The following is a 26179-nucleotide window of genomic DNA, read 5'->3' on the forward strand; positions in this document are numbered from 1 at the left end:
GGGCCCTTCTTGTACGTACGGACGACTACGCCTCGTTGCTCACCTTGCGGCGACGCACGGCGTACATGACCCCGCCGCCCGCCACGACGGCGACACCGGCGGCCGCGCCGAACACCGGAAGCGTGGAGCCCGCCCCGGTCGAGGCGAGCGATCCGTCGACCGGGGTGCTGCTCGCCTGCGGCGACGGGGCGCTGGAGGCGGAGGCCGTGGCCGAGGGCTTCGGCGAACCGGTCGGGGAACCCGTGTGACCACCGGCCGGCGGCACCTGGCCCGGCGAGGCACCGGCGGCGAGGATGTCGAAGTCCCAGTACGCGTCCTCGGGCACGCTGGAACCGCAGACGCCCTCGGGGTCCACGCTCACCGCGAGGGCGAGCCCGGCACCGGCGCCCGCCGGGGTCTTCGCGTCGACCGAGATCCGCAGCCGCACGTCGGAGTGCGCACCACGCGCGAGGGGCCCCGAGGCCGGGAACGACGCGTCGTGCTCGACGTTGTTGTCGAGGTTCCGCCACGCGGTCCCGTCGAACCACTGCAGGCGCAGATACCGGCTGGTGTCCGACTCGTCCTCGTACGCGAAGGAGAACGCGTACACCTGCGCCCGGGACGAGGCGAAGGGCTGGTCGGTCATGTTCGTGACGCGGAACGTGAAGTCGTGCCAGCCGGACCCCGCGACGATCTTCGACGGAAGTCCGCGCAGCTCGGCGAGGGTGCCGGGGCTGTCCTCGCCCGCGGTGCACTCGTCGGTCGGCTCGGTCCCACCGGTCTTCTCGCCGTCCGCCTTCTTCGCCCGCGGAGCCTCGGGCGTCGACGTGGCGGGGGCGGGCGGTGCGGTGGTGGCCGACGCGGACGGGCTCGGCGAGGTGCTCGGCGACGCGCTCACCGAAGGGCTCGGCGAGGCGGTCTCGGTGGCGGTCGTGGTGTCCATGGGTGCCCCGTCCGCGAAGGCGGCCGGGGCGGACAACAGGGCGAGCGGGGCGAGCGCGGCGGCCGCGGCCGCCGACGCCAGTGCGCGTCGAAGTTTCATCGGGTCCTCAGAGGCTGGGAGATTCCGCTGAAGTGACCCGCGATGGCGAGAAAGGGTTGTACTGAGGCCGGTCGGCCCCGGGCGTCCCCGAGGCCGACCGTTCTCTGGTGTGACCGGGCTGCTGTCCCCTGCCGTCCGGTCACTTGTCTGGAGCGAGGTCCCACGACGTACGGCATGACCGATACGTCTCAACGCTCCAGCGGAGCCACGCGTGGTTCGGTTGGCCCGCCCCTGGCTGGCACGGACACCGGGACCAACGAAGCCTGTGCCAACGGGTCACGCGCCGTATGGGTGAGGACGCAACCGAACTGAGGTGCCCCCGCAGACACCGCTGGTCAGACCCGGCCCCGGCACAGTTCGAGCAGCGTCATGGCGAGGGAGGTGCCGGGCTTGCCGAGGGCGTCCCTGTAGCGGCCGAGCACCTCGTTCTCGCGCGAGAGGTTCACCCGCCGCCCGCCCGACGCGATCCGCGCCTCCTGCACGACGGCGGAGACGGCCATCCGTTCCTGGACGAGGCCGATGATCCGGTCGTCGAGCGCGTCGATGCGCTCGCGGGCGCCGGAGATGACCTCGGTGGTGGTGTTCTCGGTCGTGGCGGTCATGAGGGCTCCTCGGTGTGGTGGGGGAGCCCCGGACCGGCAAGCCCCGGAAACGCCAGACGCCCCGGACCTTGTCGGCCCGGGGCGCCTGGTGAAGTGGCTTGTCAGTGGCTCAAGCAGCACGACCATGGCATCCGGCGGGCCGGCTGCCATAGGTAAAGCGGAAGGTCGTGTGCGTGAGCATGGGGCGCACCTTATCAGCGGTTCCGGCAATTCAAGCCCCTGCGGCGATTGAGCAGCGGGGTCCGGGGCAGAGCCCCGCGACGCCGACCACGGGTGACGTACCCGGTAGAATCGGCCACACGACCCCCTGCTAAGCCGCCGGAAGGCAACCCGTGTCATCAGCGACTTCCGCTGCCGCCGCCCCCGACACCGTCCTGGTCGTCGACTTCGGTGCGCAGTACGCCCAGCTCATCGCCCGCCGCGTCCGTGAGGCCCGGGTCTACAGCGAGATCGTCCCGTCGACCATGCCGGTCGAGGAGATGCTCGCCAAGAACCCGGCGGCGATCATCCTCTCCGGCGGCCCCTCGTCGGTCTACGCGGAGGGCGCCCCGCGCCTGGACCGCGCGATCTTCGACGCCGGCGTCCCCGTCTTCGGCATGTGCTACGGCTTCCAGCTGATGGCCACGGCCCTCGGCGGCACCGTCGACGACAACGGCGCCCGTGAGTACGGCCGCACCCCGCTGACCGTGTCGAAGGGCGACTCGACGCTCTTCGAGGGCACGCCCGCCGAGCAGCCCGTGTGGATGTCGCACGGCGACGCCTGCTCCGCGGCGCCCGAGGGCTTCACCGTCACCGCGTCCACGGACGTCGTACCGGTCGCCGCCTTCGAGAACGACGAGAAGAAGCTGTACGGGGTCCAGTACCACCCCGAGGTCATGCACTCGACGCACGGCCAGCAGGTCCTGGAGCACTTCCTGTACCGCGGCGCCGGCATCGAGCCGAGCTGGACGACCGGCAGCATCGTCGAGGAGCAGGTCGCCGCGATCCGCGCCCAGGTCGGCGACAAGCGCGCGATCTGCGGTCTGTCCGGCGGCGTGGACTCCGCGGTCGCCGCTGCCCTCGTGCAGAAGGCCATCGGCTCCCAGCTGACCTGCGTGTACGTCGACCACGGCCTGATGCGCAAGGGCGAGACCGAGCAGGTCGAGAAGGACTTCGTCGCCGCGACCGGCGCGAAGCTGAAGGTCGTCGACGCGAGCGAGCGGTTCCTGAAGGCGCTCGCCGGGGTCTCCGACCCCGAGGAGAAGCGCAAGATCATCGGCCGGGAGTTCATCCGCGTCTTCGAGCAGGCGCAGCTGGAGATCCTCCAGGAGGACGGCCCCGAGGTCGCGTTCCTCGTGCAGGGCACGCTCTACCCGGACGTCGTCGAGTCCGGCGGCGGCACCGGCACCGCGAACATCAAGTCGCACCACAACGTCGGCGGTCTGCCCGACGACATCGAGTTCGAGCTCGTCGAGCCGCTGCGCCAGCTGTTCAAGGACGAGGTTCGCGCCGTCGGCGCCGAGCTCGGCCTGCCGGACGAGATCGTCCAGCGCCAGCCGTTCCCCGGCCCCGGGCTCGGCATCCGCATCGTCGGCGAGGTCACCAAGGACCGCCTGGACCTGCTCCGCGAGGCCGACGCCATCGCCCGCGAGGAGCTGACCACGGCCGGCCTCGACCGCGAGATCTGGCAGTGCCCGGTCGTCCTGCTCGCGGACGTCCGCAGCGTCGGCGTCCAGGGCGACGGCCGCACGTACGGCCACCCGATCGTCCTGCGCCCCGTCTCCTCCGAGGACGCCATGACGGCGGACTGGACACGGATGCCGTACGACGTGCTCTCGAAGATCTCGACGCGGATCACGAACGAGGTCAAGGACGTCAACCGGGTCGTGCTCGACGTGACGTCGAAGCCCCCGGGCACCATCGAGTGGGAGTAGTCCCCACGCCGTGACCGTGTGAGAGTGCCGTCCGCCTTCGGGTGGGCGGCACTTTCGCGTACGCACGCTTCCGCTCACGTGCGCTTCATGACCCGGATCCCCTCGCCCGGCGTCCAGACGCGCACCACCAGGTACGTGTCGTCCTCGACGTACGTCCTGGTGACCTCGGTGATCTCCGTGCGGAACAGGTGGAAGGAGCCCGGGTCGGGGACCTCGACCCGGTCGGTGTAGCGGGCGACGGTCGCCGGGTCCTCGACCAGGTGCGCCCGGCCGCTGATGCGCACGTCGCCGCCGCCCATCGTCTGGCCCTCGCCCGGGTTCGCCTGGATCGCGAACCGCGGATCGCGCAGCAGGTCGCGGGCCTTGAGCGAGCCGGGCATCATGCCGAGCCAGAACTCCCCGTCCAGGAACCGGACCTCGAGGCCGCTGGTGCGCGGCGAGCCGTCCTTGCGGAGTGTGGCCAGGACGTGGTGGGTGTGCTGCCCGAAGCGGTCCTCGACGGTCTTGGCGAGGTCCGGTTCGGCTTCGGTGAAGGCGGCCCAGGTGGCCGCGGTCGACGTCATGGAGCGAGTCTCGCGCGCAACCCCGACGTCTCCTGTCCGGTATCCCCGCGCGTTTCGCCGCATTCTTTTCACACATCGGCCCTGTCACCTTGCGGGTCACGGAGGTACCTTCCGCACCATGTCGACGCAGAACCCCGCCCCGATACCCCACGACCAGCTCCAGTTCGCGATGCCGCCGCAGCACGACAACCACGCCGACGAGCGCAGGTACCGCAAGGAGCGGCTGGCGGGCGCCCTGCGCGTCTTCGGACGGTTCGGCTACGAGGAAGGGGTCTCCGGGCACATCACCGCCCGCGACCCGGAGTACGACGACTGCTACTGGGTCAACCCGTTCGGCGTGCCCTTCAAGCACGTCGCGGTGAGCGATCTCGTCCTCGCGAACGGGGACGGGCAGGTCGTGGACGGCCGCTTCCACGTCAACCAGGCCGCCTTCACCACGCACGTCGCGGTGCACCGGGCCCGCCCCGAGGTGGTCGCGGTCGCGCACTGCCACTCCACGTACGGCCGTGCCGTGGCCGCGCTCGGCGAGCTGGTCGAGCCGATCACGCAGGAGGCCTGCGCGTTCTACGAGGACCACGCGCTGCTCGACGAGTACACGGGCGTCGGCGTGGACCCGGAGGAGGGCAAGCGGATCGCCGTCGCCCTCGGCTCGAACAAGGCGCTCGTGCTGCGCAACCACGGGCTGCTCACGGTGGGCGACTCGGTGGACGCGGCCGCCTGGTGGTTCATCGCCCTGGAGCGGGCCTGCGAGGTGCAGTTGGCGGCGCGCTCGGCGGGCCGTCCGGTGCTGCTCGACCGGCGTCAGGCGCTGGCGACCCGCGAGCAGACGGGCGCCGACCTCGTGGCCTGGATCAACTACCAGAGCCTGTGGCAGGACATCACGCGCAGCGAGCCCGAGCTGCTGTCCTGAGGCTCCTGATGTGCGGATGATCAGCGGAAGTCGCGCAGCACCACCCGCTTCGTCATCGCGAACTCCTCGTCCGTGAGCACGTCCTGGCGGTGCAGCTCGCCCAGCTCCCGCAGCCGCCGCAGGAGGACGTCGTGGTCGGCCCGCCGGGGGAGCAGCGCCGGGGTGCCGCGGGGCGCCGAGGGGTGCGGGAGCCGGGCGGTGACCGCCGCGGCGACGAGGGCGGTCAGCAGGTCCTTGCGGGAGTTGCCCCACAGGTCGAGGGCGTACGGGTCCTTCTCCGGCGGCAGCTTGGAGTACGGGCTGCCCTTGGGGACGAAGCGCAGCACCCCGTCCTCGTAGCCGGAGTTGGGGACCCACTCCACCTCGTCGAGGTCGTCGAGCGCGATGACGCGCGGGCCCGTGGCGCGCTTCACGCGGTCCGAGGTCTCGCTCCAGTCGATGCGGACCCGGCTGCCGTCGAACGAGACGAGACCGTCGCTGGAGCGCACCGAGACCGGCACGGCGGGGCCCGGGACGAGGTACGAGTCGGCGGGCCCCGGCGGGAGTTGTTCGAGCAGCAGGGCCTGGCGGATCTCCTCGGCGACGTACTCGGCGACGCCGGAGCGGTCCGCGTCGACCGTGAGCCGGTACGGGTCTGCGGTGTCCGGGAGGCGGCCGCCGGTGGCCTGGAGCAGCGGGTCCGCGGCCTCGCGCAGGGTGAGGCGGAGCCGGCCGCGCTTGCGCTCGGGCTCGTAGGCCACGCCGGAAACGGCGGTGAGCGGCACGTCGATCTCGCCGTACGTCTGCCGCAGCAGGGCGACCGACCGGTGCAGACCTGGGGTGATGCGGACCGTGGTCCCGTCGAAGGCCCAGGTTCCGTCACGCTGGATGATCTCGGCCATACGGAAATTCTCGCAGCGACGTCAACACTCCGGTCAATGCAGGTCAAAGCCATTCACCCGGGAGGGGTGAGCCCGTGCGACGTCACGCCCCCGGCGTGCGGCACAATTCGCCTTCAAGGCACGGAAGTTGACGAGGGTGGGGCGGCTGCGGTGGCGGTGCAGGAAGCGCGGAACGACCGGACGGCGCACGAGGGCGGCTGCACCTGCGGCGACTGTCCGCGGGGGGCGCGCGAGGGGCACCGCAGGGCCGTCGCCCGATTCGCCGCGAAGCGCGACGAGTTGGCGGCGGGCCAGGGTCTGCCCGCGGCCGTCGCGCACTCGGCCGGGGCGTCCCGGCAGTGGATCTCCGACGAACTCACGCAGTCCGCGCGGGCGATGGCCGACCGCGGGCGCGAGGAGGGCGTGGCCTGGTTCAGCACGCTGTGGCCGCGCACGCTGTACGTGGTGTGGGGCGGCGTGGGCGCGCTCCTCATCGGCCAGTCGCTCACCGCGATCGGCGCCGGCTGGACCGCCGCCCGCACGGCGGGACTCGTGGCCGCGCTGGTGGTGGCGGGGGCGCTCAGCCTCGCCGGATATCTGCACCGGGCGCGCGGCGGCGTTCTCGCGCCGCTGATCGGCGAGGACAACCGGCTCTCGACCTCGCGCGCGGTGGCATGCGCCGTACTCCTTCCGACTCTGTACGCGGTCCTCGTCCTCGCCGGTGAGCTGGCGCTCGCCTCGGGGCCCGCGCGGCGTGACGCGCTCATCGACGGGCTCGAACTCGCGCGCGGAGCGGGCCTGTTGACGGTGCTCGCGGTGGTGTGCGCGGTGGCCGTCCTGGTGCGGCGTGTGGTGGGGGTCCGTGTCGGCGGGCAGCGGCTGCAGAAGCTGCGGGCGCCGCGGCCGCGCGCCGCCGACCTGCTCACCGACGACTCCGGGCGCGGCAGCTTCACCGACATCCAGTACGTCGCCGTGGGCGCGGCCGCCGTCGTCTGGGCGGTCGTCCGCCTCGCGCGCCGCCCCGACCAGCTGCCGGACCTGCCGTGGTCGCTCGCCGTACTGGTGGCCGTCTCCGCTGCGACGTACCTCGCCGGCAAGTACGCCGAGGGCGGCCGGCCGGCGATCCTCTCCGTGGTGCGGGCGCGGGAGGCCGGCGACCTGGACGCGCCGATCCGCACCGGCGACGACATCGAGATCCGCGGCTCCGGGTTCGTGCCGCCCGGCGCGAGCACCGTGGACCAGCTCGCGCGGGTCGCCGTGCGCATCGGCCCGGTCCACGTCCATGTGCCGCTCGTCCCGGTGCCCGGCGGCTTCACCAACCCGACCGACGCGCTGCTCACCGTGCCGGTCCCGGTCGACGTGGAGCCGGGGCGGGTCGAGGTGCAGGTGATCACCGCGGCGGGCGTCGAGACGAACCGGTGCGGCATCGACGTGGTCGACTGAAGCGGCCGATCGGCCCCAGTACTGAGCCGGGGCGGGCTCTCGTACGTATGGTCAGGTAAAGACACCAGGCGCGAGAGGCGGCGGAGCGGCTATGGCGCACAGCATGCGATCCGACCTGACCACGAACTACGGCCCCCCGACGGGAGGCTGGCGCGACACCGCCCAGCGGTACGCGCTCGTGCCGCTGCGCGTCTTCCTCGGCGTCACGTTCATCTACGCCTCCCTCGACAAGCTCACCGACAGCGCGTTCTTCAAGGCCAGTGGGGGCGGCTCGATCGGCGACCAGATGCGGGGCGTGCGGGACACCTCCGCGATCCCGGAGCTCGTCGACCTCGCCCTGAAGTCGCCCGCCGGGTTCGGCTACGCGATCGCCTTCGGCGAGCTGGCGGTCGGGATCGGCACGCTGCTCGGCGTCCTCGCGCGGCTCGCGGCGGTCGGCGGCGCGCTGATCTCGCTGAGCCTGTGGCTGACGGTCAGCTGGGCGACGGAGCCGTACTACCTCGGGAACGATCTGGCGTACCTGATGGCGTGGCTGCCACTGGTCTTGGCGGGGGCGGCGGTGTGGTCGATCGATTCCTGGTGGCGGGGCCGGAGGTTCAGGGCGTCCGAGTATTGAGGCGGCGGGTTGTTCATTTGAGCCCCTGCGGCGATTGAGCAGCGGGGTCCGGGGCAGCGCCCCGGGAGCGCAACGCCGTCATGCGCCGAACCATCCCGACGACCGCCGCCAGGCACAGCCCCCCGCACACCAACGGAACCCCGACAAACCACGGCACCCGCCACTCGCCCACCGCGTCCCCGAAGTAGACGACCGCCGTCGCCATCAGGACCAGACCCGCGACCAGCCGCCCCGGATGGAATTCACGCCGCACGGTCCACCTCCACCTGTCCGAGCCCGACCTCGACATGCAACTCGATCGTGCCGGAGGCCTTGGCGCCGTCCTTGACGCCCGGCGGCGCCAGCGTGACGGTCTGCTGCTGGTCCGGGCGTACGTCCACGTCCCGGCTGGGGTCGCCAGGCAGCTTGATGTCCCCTACGCCGACCTCCGCGCGCAGCCGCGCCGTCTCGTCCGCGGGCAGCACGATCCGCACCTTGCCCGCGCCCACCTCCACATGTGTGGCGAGGGTCCTGCCCTTGGCCACCGACACCTTGGAGAGGTCGAGCGTGCCGACGCCCGAGCCCAGTTCGTAGTTCGGCCGCACGTCCGCGGCGCGCGCCGGCGTCCAGTCGGTGCGGGCCCACTGCGTGCTGATGTTCGCGGGCAGCGCGGCGGACGCCGTGAGCAGGCCCGCCGTGATCAGCGCGAGGAGGATCGAGCCGACCCCGGTGCGGCCCCGGAAGGCGCTCACCGCGATGCCCAGGCCGAACACGGCCAGCGCGCAGGCGAGTCCGGTCTGCAGGCTCTCGGCGAGCGTGCGCTCGTCCCACGTCACACCGGTGCCGATGCCGCCCGCGATCAGCGCGCCGAGGAACGTCAGCGCGCCGATGCCGCGCGGTCCGGTCGGCTGCGGCGGCGCGGCCGGACGGGCGGCGACGGGTCCGCGCCAGGAGCCGTGCCGGGCCGCGGCGGGGCGCTCCTCGGCGCCCGGCGGGCCCCAGAGGTAACCGGTGCCGCCCTCGTGCGTGCCGTCCTTCACGATCGGGTCGCGCCACCAGGAAGGAGCGCGCGCGACCGGCGGCGCCTGCGCCTCCGGCGGCGCGTCCGCGACGGCCTGGGCCGCCACCGGGTCCGGATCGGCGGTGCGCCGCGCCTGCGACCAGTAGCCGGCCCCGGCGAGCAGCAGGGCGAGCACGACGGCGAAGGTCAGCGCGCCGCCGTTGTTGAGCATGGAGAGGAACACCCCGCAGCCGACGAGCGCGGTGACGATCGCGGCGAGGCCGGGCCCGTCCACCCGCCCCGTGAGGAGCTTGCGGAATTCGTTCTCCTCCTCGTCGTCGTACGGCGCGAACAGCCACGCGAAGCCGTAGAAGATCAGCCCGACGCCGCCGGTCACCGAGAGCACCGACAGGCCGATGCGGAAGATCACCGGGTCCATGTCGCAGTGCCGGCCGAGCCCCGCGCACACCCCGCCCAGCGTCTTGTACCGCCGGTCCCTGCGGAAGCCGCGCAACGGCCGCGGCGACCGGGCGTCTTCGGGGGGTGCGTCGAGAGGCTGCTCCGTCATACGTACATCGTGACGGCCGGGGCCCGCCGACGGCAGTCGGGACAACCCTGGCCGAACCCTGAGATCGTCCCTGAGCCGCCCGCGCCCGCCGCGGCCGCGGCGCCCGGCCCGAAGATCAGGGAAGTATCCGGGGCCGACCCTGATGCCCCGCCCCCTACCGCATGTGACGATCGGTGGCATGCCGGAACCAGCGCCCGCCTCTCTCGCCGAAGACCGAGACGACCCGCGGCCGCCGCGCAAGCTCTACCGCAGCAGTGACGGACGCTGGCTGGGTGGAGTGGCGCGGGGCCTCGCGGGGCATCTCGGGCTGCCGGTGATCTGGGTGCGCCTGGTCTTCGTCGGCCTGTTCATGGCGGACGGGCTGGGGGCGCTGCTGTACGCGGCGTTCTGGTTCTTCGTGCCGCTGGGCGTGGGCGGCGTCGGCGCGGACCGGCCGCCCGTCCTCAGCACGGAGACGTCGCCAGACGGCCGCCGCAGGCTGGTGACGCGCAGGCCGGACAAGGGCCAGATCCTCGCCCTGCTCCTGATGGTCGTCGTAGCGATGATCTTCGTGGAGAACGTGAACCTGACGGGGAACACCAAGGCGTATCTGATCCCCACCGTGCTCGTCGCGGCGGGCGTCGCCCTCGTCTGGCGCCAGGCGGACAACGCGCGCAGGGCCCGCTGGATGGAGGTCGGCCGCCGTCGGCGCACGCTCAGCCTGGCCCGCGCGGCCTCCGGGGTGCTGCTCGTCGGTGTGGGAGTCACCGGCATCTTCGTCACGCAGGGCGCCACCGAGCACATCGGTCCGATCCTCCAGGCGGCGCTCGCCGTCCTCGTGGGCATCGCGCTCCTCGCCGGCCCGTATCTGATCCGGATGACGCAGGACCTCTCCGAGGAGCGCCTGATGCGCATCCGCGCCCAGGAGCGGGCGGAGGTCGCGGCCCATGTGCACGACTCGGTGCTGCACACCCTCACCCTGATCCAGCGCAACGCGGACAGCCCCGCCGAGGTGCGCCGCCTCGCCCGCGCCCAGGAGCGCGACCTGCGCGCGTGGCTCTACAAGCCGGCCGCCGCGGAGAACCCGCAGGAGCCGGAGACGGTGGCGGAGGCGGTCAAGCGCAACGCGGCGGAGGTCGAGGACAAGCACGGCGTCCCACTGGAGGTCGTGGTGGTGGGCGACACCCCGCTCGACGAGCAGCTGTCGGCGCAGATGCAGGCCGCGAGGGAAGCGATGGTGAACGCCGCCAAGTACGGTGGCGGGGGCGGCGCAGTCCAGGTGTACGCGGAGGTCGAGGGCGACGTCGACGGGGACATGGTCTTCGTCTCCGTACGCGACCGGGGCCCGGGCTTCGACCTCGATTCCATCCCGCCCGACCGCATGGGCGTAAGAGAATCGATCATCGGCCGGATGGAGCGCAACGGCGGGACGGCCCGGCTGCGGGCGGTCCCGGACGGCGGCACGGAGGTCGAACTGACCATGAAGAGGGCGGAAGGGACGTCATGACCGACGAGGCAGCTCAGACACGACGGGTACGAGTGGTCCTGGTCGACGACCACCGGATGTTCCGCACCGGCGTCCAGGCGGAGATCGGCCGCACCGAGGAGACGGGCGTCGAGGTGGTCGGCGAGGCCGCCGACGTCGACCAGGCGATCACGGTGATCACGGCGACGCGGCCCGAGGTCGTCCTCCTCGACGTGCACCTCCCCGGCGGCGGAGGCGTCGAAGTGCTGCGCCGCAGCGCCCAGATGATGGCGGACGCGGAGAACCCGGTGCGCTTCCTGGCGCTGTCGGTCTCGGACGCGGCGGAGGACGTGATCGGCGTGATCCGCGGCGGCGCCCGCGGCTACGTCACGAAGACGATCACCGGCACGGACCTCGTCGACTCCATCTTCCGCGTCCAGGAGGGCGACGCGGTGTTCTCGCCGCGCCTCGCCGGTTTCGTCCTCGACGCCTTCGCCTCGACGGACGCGCCCCCGGTGGACGAGGACCTGGACCGCCTCACGCAGCGCGAGCGGGAGGTGCTGCGGCTCATCGCGCGCGGGTACGCGTACAAGGAGATCGCCAAGCAGCTCTTCATCTCCGTCAAGACGGTCGAGTCCCACGTCTCGGCGGTCCTGCGCAAGCTCCAGCTCTCCAACCGTCACGAGCTGACGCGGTGGGCGACGGCGCGGCGCCTGGTCTGAAATCCGCTTGGGCGGGAGGCGTCCGCCGTGGCTCAATGGACCCCATGATGTCCGCCGACCGCCTCCTCGCCTTCGCGGCGATGTCCTTGCTGCTGATCGTCATCCCGGGCCCGAGCGTGATCTTCGTCGTCGGCCGCGCCCTCGCCCAGGGCCGCCGCGCCGCGCTGACGACGGTCGCGGGAAACACGCTCGGGGCGTACGTCCTCGTGATCGCCGTGGCCCTCGGCATCGGCTCGCTCGTCGAGCGCTCGGTGGCGATCTTCATGACGCTGAAGCTGGTCGGCGCGGCATATCTGATCTACCTCGGCGTCAAGGCGTTCCGGCAGCGGCGCTCGCTGCGCGCGGTGTTCGCGGAGGAGCGCGGCGAGGCGGGCCGCGGCAGCACGCTGCGCACCCTCTGGGAGGGCTTCGCGGTGGGCGTGGCCAACCCCAAGACGATCGTCTTCTTCGCGGCCGTGCTGCCCCAGTTCGTCGACCGGGAGGCGGGGCACACGGTGCTCCAAATGCTGCTCCTCGGCCTGGTGTTCAACATCATTGCGATCGCCTCGGACAGCCTCTGGGGCCTCGCCGCGTCCACGGCCCGCACCTGGTTCGCCCGCTCCCCGCGCCGCCTCGCGGCGGTCGGCGGCACGGGCGGGCTTGCGATGGTGGGCCTCGGCGTGACGGTGGCGCTCACGGGGAGGGCGGAGTGATGCCGACCATCGACGTATCGCCCGAGATCTCGCTCGCCTACGACACCTTCGGCGACCCCGCCGACCCGGCGGTGCTGCTCGTGATGGGCTTCGGCGCGCAGCTGATCGCCTGGGACGAGGACTTCTGCGCGGAGCTCGCGGGCCGCGGCCGGTACGTGATCCGCTTCGACAACCGGGACAGCGGCCTGTCGACGAAGTTCGACGCACACCCTGTGGACATGGGCGAGTTCATCGCCGCGGTGAGCGGGGGCGACCTCCCCGCCGCCCTCGCGATGATCCCGTACCGCCTCCAGGACATGGCCGACGACGCCTTCGCCCTCCTCACGGCGCTCGGCATCGAGGAGGCGCACGTGGTCGGCGCGTCCATGGGCGGCATGATCGCCCAGACGATGGCGATCTCCCGGCCGGAGCGGGTCCTGACGCTGACCTCGATGATGTCGACGACGGGCGAGCCCGAGTACGGGCAGTCGTCGCCGGAGGCGCAGGCGGCCCTGTTCGCGCCGAAGCCGGCCGACCGGGAGGGCTACGTCGCGGCGGCGGACCGCTCCCTGCTCTGGGCGTCCAAGCGCTACGGCGACGCGGCGTACCTCCGCGACCTGGCGGCGCGCGGCTACGACCGTGCCTACTACCCGGCAGGCGTCGGCCGACAGCTCGGCGCCATGGTCCTCAGTGGCTCCCGCGCGGACGCCCTGCGGGGTCTCGCCGTGCCGACGCTGGTGATCCACGGCCTGGATGACACCCTGATCGACCCCAGCGGCGGCCGCCGCACGGCGGAACTGGTCCCGGATGCGGAACTCCTGCTCCTCGCCGACATGGGCCACGACCGCCCCCGCGAACTGTGGCCCCAGCTCATCGACGCCCTCGCGGCGCACACCGACCGGGGCGACGGACCGGCCTGACTCAAGGGCGCGTCACGCCACCCGCGTCGCCCCCGCGAACGGCATCTCGTCGATCGGGGCCACCCGGACCGGCGCGCTCGGGTTCGGGGCGTGGATCATCTTGCCGCCGCCGATGTAGAGGCCCACGTGGCTGATCGAGGAGTAGAAGAAGACCAGGTCGCCCGGCTGGAGCCGGGACTTCGGAATGCGGGGGCCCGCGTCGATCTGGGAGTACGTCGTGCGGGGGATGGAGACCCCGGCGGCCTTGTACGCGGCCTGCGTCAGGCCCGAGCAGTCGAAGGCGGACGGGCCGGTGGCGCCCCAGACGTAGGGGCTGCCGAGGGCGCCGTAGGCGAAGGAGATCGCGGCTTTGGCGCGGGAGTTGGGCGCTGCGGAGAGGTCGGCGCGCTCCGCCGAGCGTGAGGCGTGTCCGCTCTGTGCGGCGGTGGGGGTGCGCTCTTCGGGGGTGAGGCGGTCGAGGAGGCGGCGGGCCTCCGAGAGTTTTCGCTTCACCTTCTTCTTGTTGTCCGCCAGCTCGGCCTTCTTGGCGCGCAGCTCGGAGAGCGTGCTGTCGGCGTCGCCGCGCAGCTGGTCGATCTCGCGCAGCTCACCCCGTACGCGGGTGACCGCGGCGGCCTGCCGCGCCCCCATGCGCTCCGTGAGGGAGGCCTTGTCGAGGTAGGCGTCGGGGGAGGAGGACAGGAGCAGCTGGACCGACGGGTCCACGCCGCCCGTGCGGTACTGGGACGCCGCGACCGAACCCAGTTTCTCGCGCTCGGAGTTGAGGGACTCGGTGCGCCGGGACGCCTCGTCCTGGAGGGCGTCCACCTTCTTCCGCGCGCCGTCCGCCTTCTCCTTCGCGCCGTTGTACTTCTGGGTGGCGACCTCCGCCTCCTGGTACAGCCTGTCGACCTTGGCCTTCACCTGGGCCGGGCTGAGCTCGGGCTCCGCGTGCGCCGCCCCGCCGTCGAGGGCGGTGACGCCTGCGGCGGAGGCGAGGGCGAGGGTGGCCGCGGTGCGGGCCCTGCCGCCGCTGAGCGGACGCGGTCGGGGCTTGCGGTGCGCTGCCGGCACAAGGTCCTCCTCTGGGGGCCGCCCGTCCGAAACGCACGGACCCCGGTCGCGCGTCCGGCGGCGGCCCGCACAGGGGGAGCGGGTCGCCGCCGGACCTTTCTCGGCGGTGGTGTCCGACTGCCGCCCCTGGCCCGGGCGGCGGTGGGGAGCCGGTCACCTGAGGAAGGACGCTAAACCTCTGCGTAACGGGTTGGTGCCGGATTGTTCGCAACTGGTCTGTTTGTTACGGATGGTGGCGGAGAGTGATAACAGAGTGGCAAAGGGGTGCGCGTAGTGGCCCATGGGCGTCCGGTTAGGCTCCGAACCATGGACGTACTCATCCACCTCTTCGTCGGCCTGCACATCATCGGCATCGCCTCGCTGCTCGGCGGCTTCCTCACGCAGATGTCGGCGATGAAGGAGGGCGCGGCCCGCTTCAACAAGGCGATGCTGCACGGCGCCCTGACCATGCTGGTGACCGGCGTCGCCCTGGTCGGCCTCAACCAGGCCGACGGCAGCACCGTCAACAACATCAAGATCGGCGTGAAGCTCGCGCTCCTGATCGTGATCCTCGGCATCGTCTACGTGAAGCGGGACGAGGAGAAGGCGGAGAAGGGCCTCTTCATCACCGTCGGCGCGCTCACCGTCGTCAACATCTTCATCGCGGTGCTCTGGACCTGAGCGACCGCGCACAGGCCGTACGCGCCGTGCACACGGAAGGGCCCGGCAGGCCGTGACCTGCCGGGCCCTTCCGCGTACGTACGTCAGGCCGGCCGCACCACACTGTGGATCGACGACGTGCCGTCGTAGTAGATCGACTCCTCGCGCACGACCGCGCCCGGCTTCGGCGCGTGGACCATCATGCCGTCGCCCATGTAGAGGCCCACGTGGCTGATGTCGTCGTAGAAGAACACCAGGTCACCGGGTTGGATGTCGGAGAGCGGCACCGTCTTGCCGATCTCGACCTGGTCCCAGGTCGTCCGCGGCAGCGAGATCCCCGCGGACTTCCACGCCGCCTGCGTCAGGCCCGAGCAGTCGTACGAGTCCGGGCCCGTGGCGCCCCACACGTACGGCTTGCCCTCCTGTGCCTTGGCGAACGCGAGCGCCTGCGCGGCCTTCGTCGCGTACGAGGCGTCGGAGGAACCGGACGACGACCCCGAGGAACCGGACGAGGAGCCGGACGACTGCTCCTTCGCCGCCTCGGCCGCCTTCCGCTTCGCCGCTTCCTCGGCCTTCTGCTTGGCGGCCAGCTCCGCCGCCTTCTTGCGGGCGGCCTCCTCCTTGGCCTTCTCGATCGCGGCGAGCCGCGCCTTCTCCTCGGCGGTCAGCTTGGACAGCAGCTGACGCGCGTCGGAGAGCTTCGTCTGCACGGTCTCCTTCGTGGACCTCAGCTCGGTCTGCGAATCGGTGAGGTCCTCCAGGCTCGACTGCGCCTCGGTGCGCTTCTTCGCGGTCTCGCGCGTCTGCTTCTGATAGTCGTCGATCGACTTCTTCTGCTCCTCGGTCAGCCGGCTCATCAGCTGGCGCTGCGAGAAGTAGTCCTCCGGGTCGTCCGCGAGGAACATGGTCGCGGTGTCGCTCACACTGCCCGAGCGGTACTGCTCGGCGGCGTACCTGCCGAGCTTCTGGCGGGCCGTGTTCATCTCCTCGGTGCGCTGCGCGACATCGTCGAGGAGCTTGTCGACCTGCCGCTTCTTGGCGTCGGTCCGTTCCTTCGCCCCGTTGTACTTCTGGGTGGCGACCTCGGCCTGCCGGTACAGGGAGTCGACCTTCTTCTGCACCTCCTCCAGGCGCGGCTTGGACGACGGCTGCGCGGGCGCGGCCTGGGCCGTCTGCGAGAGCAGGGCCACGGAGGTGAGGGCGGCGGTCGTGATCCCGACCGCGGGGGTCGTGCGAAGACCGCCGGTCATCCGGGAACGGCTGCGGGGCTTGCGGTGCGACGCCAAGGCAGGCGACTCCTTCCGTCGTCCGCCTACCGAGTTAGCTGTCGGGTTCGGGCGTGGAAGGCTGCCCTACGGTCGGCTGACCGATTCACCCCAAGGTCGGTTGGGTCCCCGGTTCCCTGCCTCGCGGCGTACGGGACTCGGCGGGGGCTTCCCGTTCGCCGCGACATTCGCGGGCGGGGGGACGGGCTGCCCGGCTGCACCGTAGCCAACTCGTGTGGCTGCTGTGAAGGTTGATGTTCGATATGCCCGATACATTTTCGTGATCTGCCCTCTGGAGGGCTCTTGGAGTTCCGAAGGCAGCCACGGGTTGTCAGTGGGGCGGCCTAGACTCGTAGAGCGATGAGCAGCCTCTTTGACGACAGCTTCCTGACCGGCCTCCAGAAGGGCGCGCCCGGCTCCCCGAGCGGTGAGCAGGAACCCCCGCCGCCGCCCCCGGACCCCGAGTACGACGACGGGGCCCCGGAGCCGATGCCGGACGGGCTGTTCGGCGTGCCCCCCGAGCGCGACGCCCACTACCGGAACGGCGCCCCGCGCCCGGTCCTCGACCCGGCCTCCCTCCTGGAGGGGCTGAACGAGAACCAGCGCGCGGCCGTGGTGCACGGCGGCTCCCCCCTGCTCATCGTCGCCGGCGCCGGATCGGGCAAGACCCGCGTCCTCACGCACCGCATCGCGTACCTGCTCGCCCAGCGCGGCGTGCACCCCGGCCAGATCCTCGCGATCACGTTCACGAACAAGGCCGCGGGCGAGATGAAGGAGCGTGTCGAGGACCTGGTCGGCCCGCGCGCGAACGCGATGTGGGTGTCCACCTTCCACAGCGCCTGTGTCCGCATCCTGCGCCGGGAGAGCAAGAAGCTGGGCTTCACGTCCTCCTTCTCGATCTACGACGCCGCCGACAGCAAGCGGCTCATGGCGCTCGTCTGCCGCGACCTGGACCTCGACCCGAAGAAGTTCCCGCCGAAGTCCTTCAGCGCCAAGATCAGCAACTTGAAGAACGAGCTGATCGACGAGGAGGACTTCGCGGGGACCGCCGCCGACGGCTTCGAGAAGACCCTCGCCCAGGCCTACGCGATGTACCAGGCCCGCCTGCGCGAGGCGAACGCGCTGGACTTCGACGACCTGATCATGACGACGGTGAACCTGCTGCGCGCGTTCCCGGACGTCGCCGAGCACTACCGCCGCCGCTTCCGCCACGTCCTCGTCGACGAGTACCAGGACACGAACCACGCGCAGTACGCGCTGGTGCGCGAGCTGGTCGGCCCCACCGAGGGCGAGGGCGCCGACCCGGCCGAGCTGTGCGTCGTGGGTGACGCGGACCAGTCGATCTACGCGTTCCGCGGCGCCACGATCCGCAACATCCTGCAGTTCGAAGAGGACTACACGAACGCGACGACGATCATGCTGGAGCAGAACTACCGCTCCACGCAGACGATCCTCAGCGCGGCGAACGCGGTGATCGAGCGCAACGAGTCGCGCCGCCCCAAGAACCTGTGGACGAACGAGGGCCCCGGCGCCCAGATCACGGGCTACGTCGCGGACACCGAGCACGACGAGGCGCAGTTCATCGCCGACGAGATCGACCGGCTCACCGACGCGGGCGACGCGCTCGCGGGCGACGTCGCGGTCTTCTACCGGACGAACGCGCAGTCCCGTGTCTTCGAAGAGATCTTCATCCGCACCGGCCTGCCCTACAAGGTCGTCGGCGGCGTCCGCTTCTACGAGCGCAAGGAGGTCAGGGACGTCCTGGCCTACCTGCGGGTGCTCTCCAACCCCGAGGACTCGGTGCCGCTGCGCCGCATCCTCAACGTGCCCAAGCGCGGCATCGGCGACCGCGCCGAAGCGATGATCGACGCGCTCTCCCAGCGCGAGAAGATCTCCTTCCCGCAGGCGCTGCGCCGCGTCGACGAGGCGTACGGGATGGCGGCCCGCTCGGCGAACGCCGTGAAGCGGTTCAACACGCTGATGGAGGACCTCCGCACGATCGTGGAGTCGGGCGCCGGCCCGGCCACGGTCCTCGAGGCCATCCTGGAGCGCACCGGCTACCTCGCCGAACTGCAGGCCTCCACCGACCCGCAGGACGAGACCCGGATCGAGAACCTCCAGGAACTCGCCGCCGTGGCCCTGGAGTTCGAGCAGGAGGCAGGCGAGGAGGGCGAGTCCGAGACGGGCGGCGGAGGGCTCTCCGACTTCCTGGAGCGCGTCGCCCTCGTCGCCGACTCCGACCAGATCCCGGACGACGAGGAGAACAGCGACGGCGTCATCACGCTGATGACGCTGCACACGGCCAAGGGCCTCGAGTTCCCCGTCGTCTTCCTGACCGGCCTCGAGGACGGCGTCTTCCCGCACATGCGCTCCCTCGGCCAGGCCAAGGAGCTGGAGGAGGAGCGCCGCCTCGCGTACGTGGGCATCACGCGCGCGCGGCAGCGGCTCTATCTGACCCGCGCCTCGATGCGCAGCGCCTGGGGCCAGCCCTCGTACAACCCGCCCTCCCGCTTCCTGGAGGAGATCCCGGCCGGGCACCTGGACTGGAAGCGGACCGGCCCGTCCACGCCGGCGGCCTCGACCAAGAGCATCGGCGGCGGCATCGCGGCCTCCCTGTCGTCCTCGCGCTCCCGCACGGGTACGACGCCGGCCTTCGCCACGAGCCGGGCGAACTCCAAGCCGGTGGTGGCCCTCGCCATCGGCGACCGCGTCACGCACGACCAGTTCGGGCTCGGCACGGTGGTGGGCGTGTCGGGCACGGGCGACAAGGCCGAGGCGTCGATCGACTTCGGCGACCCGAAGCCGAAGCGTCTGCTGCTGCGGTACGCGCCGGTCGAGAAGCTGTAGCTCTACGGAAGCTGTAGCCGTCCCACAGGGGTGGGGCGGCTCAGTTCGGGTTGAGGCCGTGGCTGCGCAGCCACGGCAGCGGGTCGATCGCCGCGTTGCCGCCGGGCCGCACCTCGAAGTGCAGATGCGGTCCCGTCGAGTTGCCGGAGTTCCCGGACCGCGCGATCACGTCACCGGCCTTCACCGGACCGCTCATCACGGTGTGCGAGGACAGGTGGCAGTACCAGGTCTCCGTGCCGTCCTTGGCCGTGACGATGGCCATGTTCCCGTACGCGCTGTTCCACTGCGTCTTCACTGTGCCGTCCGTCGCGGCCATCACCGGAGTCCCGTACGAGACGGGGAAGTCGATGCCGGAGTGCTGGGACATCCAGTTGACGCCGGCCTGCCCGAAGAAGGCGCTCAGCCCGTGCTGCTTCACCGGCAGCACGAACTTGGGCCGCGCCGCCTCCTTGCGCGCGGCCTCCTCGGCGGCCTCCTTGCGCGCCGCCTCCTGCTTGGCCTTGAGGTCGATCCGCTCCTGCGTGCGGCTCGCCCGGTCGGCGAAGTCGCCCGCGTCGGCGGACAGGTCCTTCAGCTGCGAGTCCAGCTTGTTGTTGGCGACGGCGGGCTTCACGGCCTGTGCCTCCGGCGCGGCCGCGGCCTGCGTCTCCTTGCCGTCGTCCTCGCTGCCGACACCGACGCTCGCCGCGGCGATCCCGGCGACGCCGACCACACAGACCGACGGCACGACGACGGTGACGAGCGCGGACCGCTTGGCCGCCGGGCGGCGGCGGCCGGCACGACCACGGGAGACGTTCTTCCCGGCCCTGCGCGTCGTGGGCTGCGGGGCCGCGGGGGCGGGCTCGGGGGCGGCGTCGAGATCGAGGACGGGCCCGTGCGCGTGCTCCGCCTCGGGGTCGGGCTCCGCGACCGGCTCGGGCTCGGGCTCGGCCGCGGTCCCGGTCTCCGCCGTGCCGACGGACTCGGCGGCGTTCCACTGCGTGGCGTCGTACGCGCCCGTGTCGTACGTCGTCGCACCGAAGACCGGCGCCTGGAAGCTGTGCGTGAAGCCCTGGGTGTCGTGCGCCCCGAAGGTCTGGGTTTCAAAGCCCTGCGCCTCGAAGTGCTGCGCCTCGAACTCCTGGAACTCAAAGCTCTGGGTCTCAAAGCTCTGGGCCTCGAAGGTCTGGGTTTCGAAGGACGGGGCCTCAAAGCTCTGCGTCTCGAAGGACTGCGTGTCGAACGACTGCGTGTGCGTCTGCGCGTCGAAGGACGGCGCCTCGAAGGTCTGCGTCCCGAAGGACGGGGCCTCGAAGCTCTGCGTGTCGGGGTGTTGAGCCGCGTACATCTGCGTCTCGTACGCCGAGGTGTCCCACTGGCCCGTGGTGTGCTGCTCGGCCATCGTCCGGGGCTGCTGCGCCGGGATGTCGGCGGCCTGCCCGTACCCGCCGGTCGCCCAGGCGCCGGTCGTGTCATAGGAACCGGTGTCGTACGAACCGGCGGCGAAGGCGCCGACGTCGTAGGTGCCGGTGTCGTAGTACGAGGAGGTGTAGGGGTCGGCGTACTGCTGCTGGGGGGCCGTGTGCCACTGGCCGGTCGCGTGGGAGCCCGGTTCGTAGGGGTCCTCTGCCATGTCGCCGAAGAGCGGGTCGCTTGCGAAGCTGGTCGCGGAGTGACCGTCGTACGCCGCGTAAGGCGCGGTCCCCGACGGATTGCGGTCGTTCACCAACTTCTCTTTCGCCTCGACAACAGGGGCTGCCAGAGCAGTGCGGTGACTGTACCCGTCGGTACGAGGGCACGACAATCTTCGTCGGGTTTCCGGGCCCCGGGAAACGGGCAATCAGCCGCCTTTGGGTGGACTGTGGACAGTTCCTTGGCCCTGAGTTCGAGACCCGTTCGACGAACGGGTGGTCAGGCGACCGTCAGACCGCCGCCCGTCTTGTCCGCGGCGCGGGCTCCGTCCGCGGGCTCCGCGTCGAGGGCCTGACGGATCCCGGTCGCGACGGCCGGGTGCACCGGCAGCGCGAGATGACCGATGCCCGTGACCCGCACGTTCTGCGCGAGCAGGTCCGGATGGTCCACGCACGCCGTCTCGAGCGGCAGCATCAGCTGGTCGAGGTCGCTCCAGAAACTCACGAAGCGCGTACGACACCCAGGAGCCGGCCGCTTCAACTCCTCGACGACCGACGAACCGGGCCGCATCTGCCGCACGATCGGGTGCGCGTCGGCGAGCGGCGCGACACGCGTGCCGCCGTGCGGGGTGCCGAGCGTCACGAGCGTGCGCACCCGCGTGTCGCCGCCGAGGCGCTGCACGTAGTAGCGGGCTATCAGACCGCCCAGGCTGTGCCCCACGATGTCGACCCGGTCCCGGCCCGACCGCTCGCATATCTCCTCCACGTGCCGCGCGAGGAGCCGGGCCGCGGCCCGGATGTCGCAGGTGAGAGGGGAGTAGTTGAGTGATTCGACGTGCTGCCTGCCGTGCTGCGCGAGGGAGCGGCGCAGCAGGACGAAGACCGAGCGGTTGTCGATGAACCCGTGCAGGAGGAGGACCGGGGGCCTCGCGGGGGTGGGAAGGCGCGGCGCGTCCGCGGCCACGCTCACCGGGTCGTCGTCCAGGTCTGCCTCGATGTTCACGCCGCCCGGTGCGGCCGGCGCGTCCAGGGTTTCCGGGGGTGGCGGGGCCGAGGGGTGGCGGGGCAGCGCCAGGGGCTGCCTTCGTTCCGGGAGGATGCCCGAGGGATAGAGGAGCAGGTGGCCCGCGAGAATCGCCAGCTCAAGAGCGGTCGCCTTCAGGAGCGCGATCGAGAGACCGGCCAGTCTCGTGGGCAGCAAGTGGCAGAGGGGGCGAAAGGGCAAGGTCCTCGTGACCTTCATCGGTCAACCTCCCGTCGGCACACGGGAGGACGCCTCTGTCCCCCGTGTGCGCTCATGAGAGCCGGCCGAAGCGGCCTGGCGGCGCCGGTCGTGCCCGATGCGCCGACTCATCGGTCCGAACGGCAGCCGGAAGTACCGTGCCACCGTGCCGTGCGGCTGTCGGCGCGGTGGCGCGGCGACCTCGAAGCGGCTCCCTCGCGCCTGTCCCGGATGTGGCGGTCAGTCCCGCCTGTGGCAGTCGCGGCGCGCAGCGAATGTGTCCCACCGTGTGATTTCCCCCTCGGTCCGCACCGTGAAACGGCGGCTTGCGGGATGCTGTCGATAACGTTCGTTCACTTCGGGCATCAGTCTTTTGAACAGTCGCTTCAACTTTTGCTTGAGCAGTCGTTTCAGGGAGGCAGTGATGGGTGTGGCAGCCGGGCCGATCCGCGTGGTCGTCGCGAAGCCGGGACTCGACGGCCACGATCGCGGGGCCAAGGTGATCGCGCGGGCGCTGCGCGACGCCGGTATGGAGGTCATTTACACGGGCCTGCACCAGACGCCCGAGCAGGTCGTGGACACCGCCATCCAGGAGGATGCCGACGCGATCGGTCTGTCCATCCTCTCCGGCGCGCACAACACGCTCTTCGCCCGCGTCATCGAGCTCCTCGCCGAGCGCGACGCCGCGGACATCAAGGTCTTCGGCGGCGGCATCATCCCCGAGGGGGACATCGCGCCGCTGAAGGAGAAGGGCGTCGCGGAGATCTTCACCCCGGGCGCCACGACGGCCTCCATCGTCGACTGGGTCCGCGCCAACGTCCGCCAGCCGGCGGCGTCGGGCGGCTGACCGCCCACTTCCCCGCCGCGGGGGCAAATCAAGCCCCTGCGGATGGGTGGGCAAGATCAAGCCCCTGCGGCGATTGAGCAGCGGGGTCCGGGGCAGAGCCCCGAGGCCGCAACGCCGGTGCAGCGCAACAGGGCCGCGGGCCCGCATCACGACGGAGCCAGTTCGTCCCGCATCGCCCGGCGCAGCCGCAACGTGCCGGCGAGGCGCTGGAACGCCTCCGTCCAGTACCCCCCGGCCCCGGGGGCCGACCCCTCCGGCTCCTCCACGGCCGCCGTGAGCCCGTCGAGCCGCACGACCTCCTCCGGGTCCAGGCACCGCTCCGCGAGCCCCATCACCCCGCTGAAGCTCCACGGGTAACTCCCCGCGTCCCGCGCGATGTTGAGCGCGTCGACCACGGACCGCCCGAGCGGCCGCGCCCACGGTGTGCCGCACACCCCCAGCAGCTGGAACGCCTCGGACAGCCCGTGCGCCGCGATGAACTCCGCCACCCACTCCGCCCGTTCCACCCCCGGCAGCGCCGCGAGCAGCTTCGCCCGCTCGGCGAGCGACACCGCCCCGGGCCCCGCCGCGTCCGCCGCCGTCGGCGCCCCGAGCAGTGCCCGGGACCACGCGATGTCCCGCTGCCGGACCGCCGCCCTGCACCACGCCGCGTGCAGCTCCCCGCGCCAGTCGTCGGCGACCGGCAACGCCACGATCTCCTCCGGCCCCCGGCCGCCGAACCGGTCCGGCCATCGGCCGAGCGGCGCGGCCTCCACCAACTGGCCGAACCACCACGCCCGTTCACCACGCCCCGCGGGCGGCTTCGGCACGACGCCGTCCCGCTCCATCGCCGCGTCGCACTCGTGCGGCGCCTCCACGACGATCGTCCCGTCCGCACGGTCGAGCGCCACGCAGGTCAACGCCCGGTCCGCCATCCGCGCGGCGAGCGCCGAGCGGGGGAGCGCGGAGAGCAGCTCGGCCGCCGTCGCCCGCACGTTCTTGCTGCGGTCGGTCAGCGCCTGCTCGAGGAACGGCTCGTCCGCGTCGCCGAGCCCCGTGCGCAGCGAGTCGAGGAACATCAGCCGGTCCTCGGCGCGCTCCGTGCCCCATGTCCCGGCAAGCAGCGCCCGCGCCGCGTCCGGGTCGTGCGCCCGTACGGAGGCGAGCAGCGCCACCCGCTCCGCGAACAGTCCCTCCTCCCACCGCAGCCGGACCTGCTCGCCGTCCTCCGGCGCCGGCAGTGCGGCGCCCACGCCCGGCGTGGCACGCAGCGCGAACTTCCAGTCCGGGTTGAGCCGGGCCAGCCACCGCGCGCGCGGTCCCGCGAACGCGAGGGCCGGCGGGCGCAGATCGGTGCGGCCGCGCGCCGCGTCGAGCAGGGCGGGCAGCAGCTCGGGCGGGGGCGCGTACCCGTGCGCGTTGGCCGTGGCCAGCCACTGCGGGAGCAGTTCGAGGAGGTCGGGGGCGGTGCCGCGGCGCGACCCCGAGCCGCCGGAACGGTCGGTGAGCAGCAGCGCGAGGCGCTGCCGCGCGGCGGCCGGCAGTGGCGGGCGCGGGTCGTCCTCGGCGCGGTCCGGCGGCGCGGTCGCCGCGGCGGGGCGCAGACCCGCGCGGCGGCGCACGGTGTGCACGGCGGCGTCGTCGAGGAGGGCGAGCGGTGGGCGGTCCGGGCGGCGCTCGGTTCCGAGCAGGGCGGCGCTGACCAGGTCGTCCCAGGCGGTGGTCGTTGTCATGGTCCTCTCCGTGGTGCGCGCGGTGTTCGTTGGTCGGGGTTGTGCACCGGCACCGGCACCGGCGTTGCGGCCGCGGGGCTCTGCCCCGGACCCCGCGCCTCAATCGCCGGCGGGGCTTGATTTGCCCACCCGTCGCAGGGGCTTGAATTGCCCACCCGCCGTGGGGCTCGATTGAGGGTGGGTTGGCTCGTCGGCGTCAGTGCAAGGGGATGGGTTGGCCCTGGGTCGTCTCCCATGTGGCCAGGGGGCGGAAGCCCGCTGGGCCGCATTCGCCGAAGACCGGTATCGGCGCGCCGCCCGAGACGGCGACCAGGCGCCACAGGCCGGGGGACGCCGCCGCGTGTGCGGTGAGGGGGAGCGCCGACTTGCCCTCGGCGTCCGCCAGTTGCCAGTGGCCGTCCGGGTCCCGGGTCGGTATCACCTCCGCGAGCGTCACCGGCCAGGACTCCAGCCAGGGGTCGGCCGTGAGCGCCGCTCCGTAGGCGGACAGGCCGGCGGTGACGTCAACTCCCTTGGGACGAATGGCATCAGGGCGCATCGCGTCCGATTCCGCCGAGCCGAACTGCTCGCCCAGCTCCGCCCGGAGGGCCCCCGCTCCCGGGTACGCCGACACCGCGGCGTCGAGCACCCGCCCGGTCGGCAGGGCGAGCGCCGGGGCGCGGCCCGCCGCCCCGTAGGAGAGGAGCAGTACGGTGCGCGCGCTCTGCGTGCCGTACAGCCATATACGGCGCGTGGTGAGGTGGCCGTCCGCCGTGTCGTACTGGGAGAGGACCAGCCAGCGGTCGCGCACAGGAGGTTCGCGGTCCGGCGAGGGGAGGCCCACGCGTGAGCGGACCGTCGCCGCCAGGTCCTCCGGCAGGGCGTCGCGGCGCAGCCAGCCCTGGTCGAGGAGGTGGAGCAGCGCGCAGGCCTCAAGCAGCCGCACCGGCCAGCCGGGCCCGGACGCCGGGATCGCCCCCAACTCGCGGACGCGCGCCGCGAGTCCGGGCGCCTGCGCGTCGACCATCCGCGCTGCCGTCTCCTCCCACAGCCCGTATCCCGACCGCTCCGCCTGCGCGAGGCCGCCGCGCAGGAGATCGGTGAGGCGCTGCTCCAGCTCCGTCGCCCCCGCCGTGATCCGCTGGGCGCGGCGCTCGGCTCTGCGCCGGGCCGCCTCCGGGTCCGCCGGGGCGCTGCCCGGGCCGCCCGCCGACTCCGCTGGCTGCTGGGACTCGCCCCGCTTCCGCCGCCCCGCCAGCCAGGGCTCGGCCCACTCCGGCGGCGACTGGCCCGCCGGCACCTGCGCGTCGCCTCCCGCCCAGAGCAGCAGCAGTCCGAGCGCGTGCTTGCACGGAAACTTGCGGCTCGGGCAACTGCACTTGTACCCGGGCCCGCTCGCCCCCGCGGCGCCTGCGCCGATGTCCACGATCGTCTGGTACGGCTTGCTGCCGCTCCCCTTGCACAGTCCCCATACCGCCCCCTCGTCCGAATCCTCCGCGCCCGCGGAACTTCCGGTCCCCGACCACGGGCCCGGGCCCCCGAGCTTGCTTCCCGCCTTGCGTGACGCGGCGTCAGGCGCCAGTGCGAGCACCTGATCCGTCGTCCAGCGCACCCCCAGCTGATTCATGTCCTCGACGGTAGATCCCGCCACTGACAATCGCCCCGGCAACTGTCCTGACCTGCGCAGATGTTGGCGCCGAGGTCGATTGTCAGTGGCGTGGTGCACCGTGGAACCCATCACGCGACGAGAGCGACTGCGAGAGCGGTCGAGGG

At 72.1% G+C, this 26179-nt stretch carries 23 protein-coding genes and 1 riboswitch; of the genes, 11 read left to right on the forward strand and 12 right to left on the reverse strand.

The window, feature by feature from the left end:
• Nucleotides 1-25 precede the first annotated feature (25 nt).
• A complete protein-coding gene (locus ACZ7L4_RS21920; protein ID WP_472104750.1) occupies nucleotides 26-1021 on the reverse strand; it encodes an LAETG motif-containing sortase-dependent surface protein in 996 nt (331 codons plus the stop codon).
• Between the two features lie 335 nt (nucleotides 1022-1356).
• Nucleotides 1357-1623: a chorismate mutase gene (locus ACZ7L4_RS21925; RefSeq protein ID WP_472104752.1), complete on the reverse strand. Its 267-nt coding sequence runs from the start codon at nucleotides 1621-1623 to the stop codon at nucleotides 1357-1359.
• 332 nt (nucleotides 1624-1955) lie between these two features.
• Between ACZ7L4_RS21925 and guaA the strand changes: the two genes are divergently transcribed.
• Entirely contained in the window at nucleotides 1956-3536 is a 1581-nt protein-coding gene (guaA, locus tag ACZ7L4_RS21930; RefSeq protein ID WP_450809807.1) for a glutamine-hydrolyzing GMP synthase, read from the forward strand.
• 74 nt (nucleotides 3537-3610) lie between these two features.
• On the opposite strand, the gene ACZ7L4_RS21935 is transcribed toward guaA, so the two are convergent.
• On the reverse strand, nucleotides 3611-4099 hold the full coding sequence (locus tag ACZ7L4_RS21935; RefSeq protein WP_472104755.1) for a pyridoxamine 5'-phosphate oxidase family protein: 489 nt from the start codon (nucleotides 4097-4099) through the stop codon (nucleotides 3611-3613).
• 118 nt (nucleotides 4100-4217) lie between these two features.
• Here ACZ7L4_RS21935 and ACZ7L4_RS21940 point away from each other — a divergent pair, with 118 nt between their 5' ends.
• Nucleotides 4218-5009, forward strand: coding sequence for a class II aldolase/adducin family protein (locus ACZ7L4_RS21940; RefSeq protein ID WP_472104757.1), 792 nt, complete (start codon nucleotides 4218-4220; stop codon nucleotides 5007-5009).
• A gap of 20 nt (nucleotides 5010-5029) precedes the next feature.
• On the opposite strand, the gene ACZ7L4_RS21945 is transcribed toward ACZ7L4_RS21940, so the two are convergent.
• Nucleotides 5030-5890 (reverse strand): DUF4429 domain-containing protein, encoded by an 861-nt coding sequence (locus ACZ7L4_RS21945; RefSeq protein WP_472104759.1) that lies wholly within the window; start codon nucleotides 5888-5890, stop codon nucleotides 5030-5032.
• Nucleotides 5891-6040: 150 nt separating this feature from the next.
• Between ACZ7L4_RS21945 and ACZ7L4_RS21950 the strand changes: the two genes are divergently transcribed.
• A complete protein-coding gene (locus tag ACZ7L4_RS21950) occupies nucleotides 6041-7312 on the forward strand; it encodes a hypothetical protein (RefSeq protein ID WP_472104760.1) in 1272 nt (423 codons plus the stop codon).
• A 91-nt stretch (nucleotides 7313-7403) separates the two neighbouring features.
• Nucleotides 7404-7928 carry a DoxX family protein gene (locus ACZ7L4_RS21955; RefSeq protein WP_472104762.1) on the forward strand — a complete coding sequence of 175 codons (525 nt, stop codon included), beginning with the start codon at nucleotides 7404-7406 and terminating at the stop codon, nucleotides 7926-7928.
• A gap of 13 nt (nucleotides 7929-7941) precedes the next feature.
• Here ACZ7L4_RS21955 and ACZ7L4_RS21960 read toward each other — a convergent pair whose 3' ends face one another.
• Both ACZ7L4_RS21960 and ACZ7L4_RS21965 read right to left on the reverse strand, forming a co-directional pair.
• The gene (locus tag ACZ7L4_RS21960) at nucleotides 7942-8181 is read right to left on the reverse strand and encodes a hypothetical protein (RefSeq protein ID WP_472104764.1); all 240 of its coding nucleotides are present in this window, start codon (nucleotides 8179-8181) and stop codon (nucleotides 7942-7944) included.
• Entirely contained in the window at nucleotides 8171-9475 is a 1305-nt protein-coding gene (locus ACZ7L4_RS21965; protein ID WP_472104766.1) for a PspC domain-containing protein, read from the reverse strand. Before ACZ7L4_RS21965 ends, ACZ7L4_RS21960 begins: the two co-directional genes overlap by 11 nt.
• A gap of 178 nt (nucleotides 9476-9653) precedes the next feature.
• On the opposite strand from ACZ7L4_RS21965, the gene ACZ7L4_RS21970 reads away from it, so the two are divergent.
• Genes ACZ7L4_RS21970 through ACZ7L4_RS21985 form a run of 4 tightly spaced genes read left to right on the forward strand, consistent with a single transcriptional unit; the run spans nucleotide 9654 to nucleotide 13232 of the window.
• Entirely contained in the window at nucleotides 9654-10961 is a 1308-nt protein-coding gene (locus ACZ7L4_RS21970) for an ATP-binding protein (RefSeq protein ID WP_472104768.1), read from the forward strand.
• Nucleotides 10958-11641 (forward strand): LuxR C-terminal-related transcriptional regulator, encoded by a 684-nt coding sequence (locus ACZ7L4_RS21975; RefSeq protein WP_462716182.1) that lies wholly within the window; start codon nucleotides 10958-10960, stop codon nucleotides 11639-11641. The genes ACZ7L4_RS21970 and ACZ7L4_RS21975 overlap by 4 nt, the downstream gene beginning before the upstream one ends.
• A 44-nt stretch (nucleotides 11642-11685) precedes the next feature.
• Entirely contained in the window at nucleotides 11686-12333 is a 648-nt protein-coding gene (locus ACZ7L4_RS21980; protein WP_472104770.1) for a LysE family translocator, read from the forward strand.
• Nucleotides 12333-13232: an alpha/beta fold hydrolase gene (locus ACZ7L4_RS21985; RefSeq protein WP_472104772.1), complete on the forward strand. Its 900-nt coding sequence runs from the start codon at nucleotides 12333-12335 to the stop codon at nucleotides 13230-13232. The genes ACZ7L4_RS21980 and ACZ7L4_RS21985 overlap by 1 nt, the downstream gene beginning before the upstream one ends.
• Nucleotides 13233-13244: 12 nt before the next feature.
• On the opposite strand, the gene ACZ7L4_RS21990 is transcribed toward ACZ7L4_RS21985, so the two are convergent.
• A complete protein-coding gene (locus ACZ7L4_RS21990) occupies nucleotides 13245-14285 on the reverse strand; it encodes a C40 family peptidase (RefSeq protein WP_472104774.1) in 1041 nt (346 codons plus the stop codon).
• Nucleotides 14286-14591: 306 nt separating this feature from the next.
• On the opposite strand from ACZ7L4_RS21990, the gene ACZ7L4_RS21995 reads away from it, so the two are divergent.
• A complete protein-coding gene (locus ACZ7L4_RS21995; RefSeq protein ID WP_266713222.1) occupies nucleotides 14592-14945 on the forward strand; it encodes a hypothetical protein in 354 nt (117 codons plus the stop codon).
• 83 nt (nucleotides 14946-15028) lie between these two features.
• Here ACZ7L4_RS21995 and ACZ7L4_RS22000 read toward each other — a convergent pair whose 3' ends face one another.
• On the reverse strand, nucleotides 15029-16210 hold the full coding sequence (locus ACZ7L4_RS22000) for a C40 family peptidase (RefSeq protein WP_472104776.1): 1182 nt from the start codon (nucleotides 16208-16210) through the stop codon (nucleotides 15029-15031).
• Between the two features lie 8 nt (nucleotides 16211-16218).
• Nucleotides 16219-16363, reverse strand: a riboswitch (cyclic di-AMP (ydaO/yuaA leader).
• A gap of 186 nt (nucleotides 16364-16549) precedes the next feature.
• On the opposite strand from ACZ7L4_RS22000, the gene pcrA reads away from it, so the two are divergent.
• Entirely contained in the window at nucleotides 16550-19036 is a 2487-nt protein-coding gene (gene pcrA, locus ACZ7L4_RS22005; protein WP_472104778.1) for a DNA helicase PcrA, read from the forward strand.
• Nucleotides 19037-19076: 40 nt separating this feature from the next.
• Here pcrA and ACZ7L4_RS22010 read toward each other — a convergent pair whose 3' ends face one another.
• Nucleotides 19077-20741 (reverse strand): M23 family metallopeptidase, encoded by a 1665-nt coding sequence (locus ACZ7L4_RS22010; protein ID WP_472104780.1) that lies wholly within the window; start codon nucleotides 20739-20741, stop codon nucleotides 19077-19079.
• Nucleotides 20742-20926: 185 nt separating this feature from the next.
• Nucleotides 20927-21889, reverse strand: a complete 963-nt coding sequence (locus tag ACZ7L4_RS22015; RefSeq protein ID WP_472104781.1) for a lipase family alpha/beta hydrolase — start codon at nucleotides 21887-21889, stop codon at nucleotides 20927-20929.
• 403 nt (nucleotides 21890-22292) lie between these two features.
• On the opposite strand from ACZ7L4_RS22015, the gene ACZ7L4_RS22020 reads away from it, so the two are divergent.
• A complete protein-coding gene (locus tag ACZ7L4_RS22020; RefSeq protein ID WP_326014367.1) occupies nucleotides 22293-22715 on the forward strand; it encodes a cobalamin B12-binding domain-containing protein in 423 nt (140 codons plus the stop codon).
• A 146-nt stretch (nucleotides 22716-22861) separates the two neighbouring features.
• Here ACZ7L4_RS22020 and ACZ7L4_RS22025 read toward each other — a convergent pair whose 3' ends face one another.
• Both ACZ7L4_RS22025 and ACZ7L4_RS22030 read right to left on the reverse strand, forming a co-directional pair.
• Nucleotides 22862-24427, reverse strand: a complete 1566-nt coding sequence (locus ACZ7L4_RS22025) for a DUF5691 domain-containing protein (protein WP_472104783.1) — start codon at nucleotides 24425-24427, stop codon at nucleotides 22862-22864.
• A 196-nt stretch (nucleotides 24428-24623) separates the two neighbouring features.
• Nucleotides 24624-26033, reverse strand: a complete 1410-nt coding sequence (locus ACZ7L4_RS22030) for an SWIM zinc finger family protein (protein WP_472104785.1) — start codon at nucleotides 26031-26033, stop codon at nucleotides 24624-24626.
• Nucleotides 26034-26179 lie beyond the last annotated feature (146 nt).

It is taken from the genome of Streptomyces sp. NPDC107575 (assembly GCF_055657265.1).

Excerpts from the sequence above, each read along its gene's own strand:
- ACZ7L4_RS21920 (WP_472104750.1), bottom strand. The coding sequence starts at position 1,021 with ATGAAACTTCGACGCGCACTGGCGTCGGCGGCCGCGGCCGCCGCGCTC.
- ACZ7L4_RS21925 (WP_472104752.1), bottom strand. The coding sequence starts at position 1,623 with ATGACCGCCACGACCGAGAACACCACCACCGAGGTCATCTCCGGCGCC.
- ACZ7L4_RS21935 (WP_472104755.1), bottom strand. The coding sequence starts at position 4,099 with ATGACGTCGACCGCGGCCACCTGGGCCGCCTTCACCGAAGCCGAACCG.
- ACZ7L4_RS21940 (WP_472104757.1), top strand. The coding sequence starts at position 4,218 with ATGTCGACGCAGAACCCCGCCCCGATACCCCACGACCAGCTCCAGTTC.
- ACZ7L4_RS21945 (WP_472104759.1), bottom strand. The coding sequence starts at position 5,890 with ATGGCCGAGATCATCCAGCGTGACGGAACCTGGGCCTTCGACGGGACC.
- ACZ7L4_RS21955 (WP_472104762.1), top strand. The coding sequence starts at position 7,404 with ATGGCGCACAGCATGCGATCCGACCTGACCACGAACTACGGCCCCCCG.
- ACZ7L4_RS21965 (WP_472104766.1), bottom strand. The coding sequence starts at position 9,475 with ATGACGGAGCAGCCTCTCGACGCACCCCCCGAAGACGCCCGGTCGCCG.
- ACZ7L4_RS21970 (WP_472104768.1), top strand. The coding sequence starts at position 9,654 with ATGCCGGAACCAGCGCCCGCCTCTCTCGCCGAAGACCGAGACGACCCG.
- ACZ7L4_RS21975 (WP_462716182.1), top strand. The coding sequence starts at position 10,958 with ATGACCGACGAGGCAGCTCAGACACGACGGGTACGAGTGGTCCTGGTC.
- ACZ7L4_RS21980 (WP_472104770.1), top strand. The coding sequence starts at position 11,686 with ATGATGTCCGCCGACCGCCTCCTCGCCTTCGCGGCGATGTCCTTGCTG.
- ACZ7L4_RS21985 (WP_472104772.1), top strand. The coding sequence starts at position 12,333 with ATGCCGACCATCGACGTATCGCCCGAGATCTCGCTCGCCTACGACACC.
- ACZ7L4_RS21995 (WP_266713222.1), top strand. The coding sequence starts at position 14,592 with ATGGACGTACTCATCCACCTCTTCGTCGGCCTGCACATCATCGGCATC.
- pcrA (WP_472104778.1), top strand. The coding sequence starts at position 16,550 with ATGAGCAGCCTCTTTGACGACAGCTTCCTGACCGGCCTCCAGAAGGGC.
- ACZ7L4_RS22015 (WP_472104781.1), bottom strand. The coding sequence starts at position 21,889 with ATGAAGGTCACGAGGACCTTGCCCTTTCGCCCCCTCTGCCACTTGCTG.
- ACZ7L4_RS22020 (WP_326014367.1), top strand. The coding sequence starts at position 22,293 with ATGGGTGTGGCAGCCGGGCCGATCCGCGTGGTCGTCGCGAAGCCGGGA.
- ACZ7L4_RS22025 (WP_472104783.1), bottom strand. The coding sequence starts at position 24,427 with ATGACAACGACCACCGCCTGGGACGACCTGGTCAGCGCCGCCCTGCTC.
- ACZ7L4_RS22030 (WP_472104785.1), bottom strand. The coding sequence starts at position 26,033 with ATGAATCAGCTGGGGGTGCGCTGGACGACGGATCAGGTGCTCGCACTG.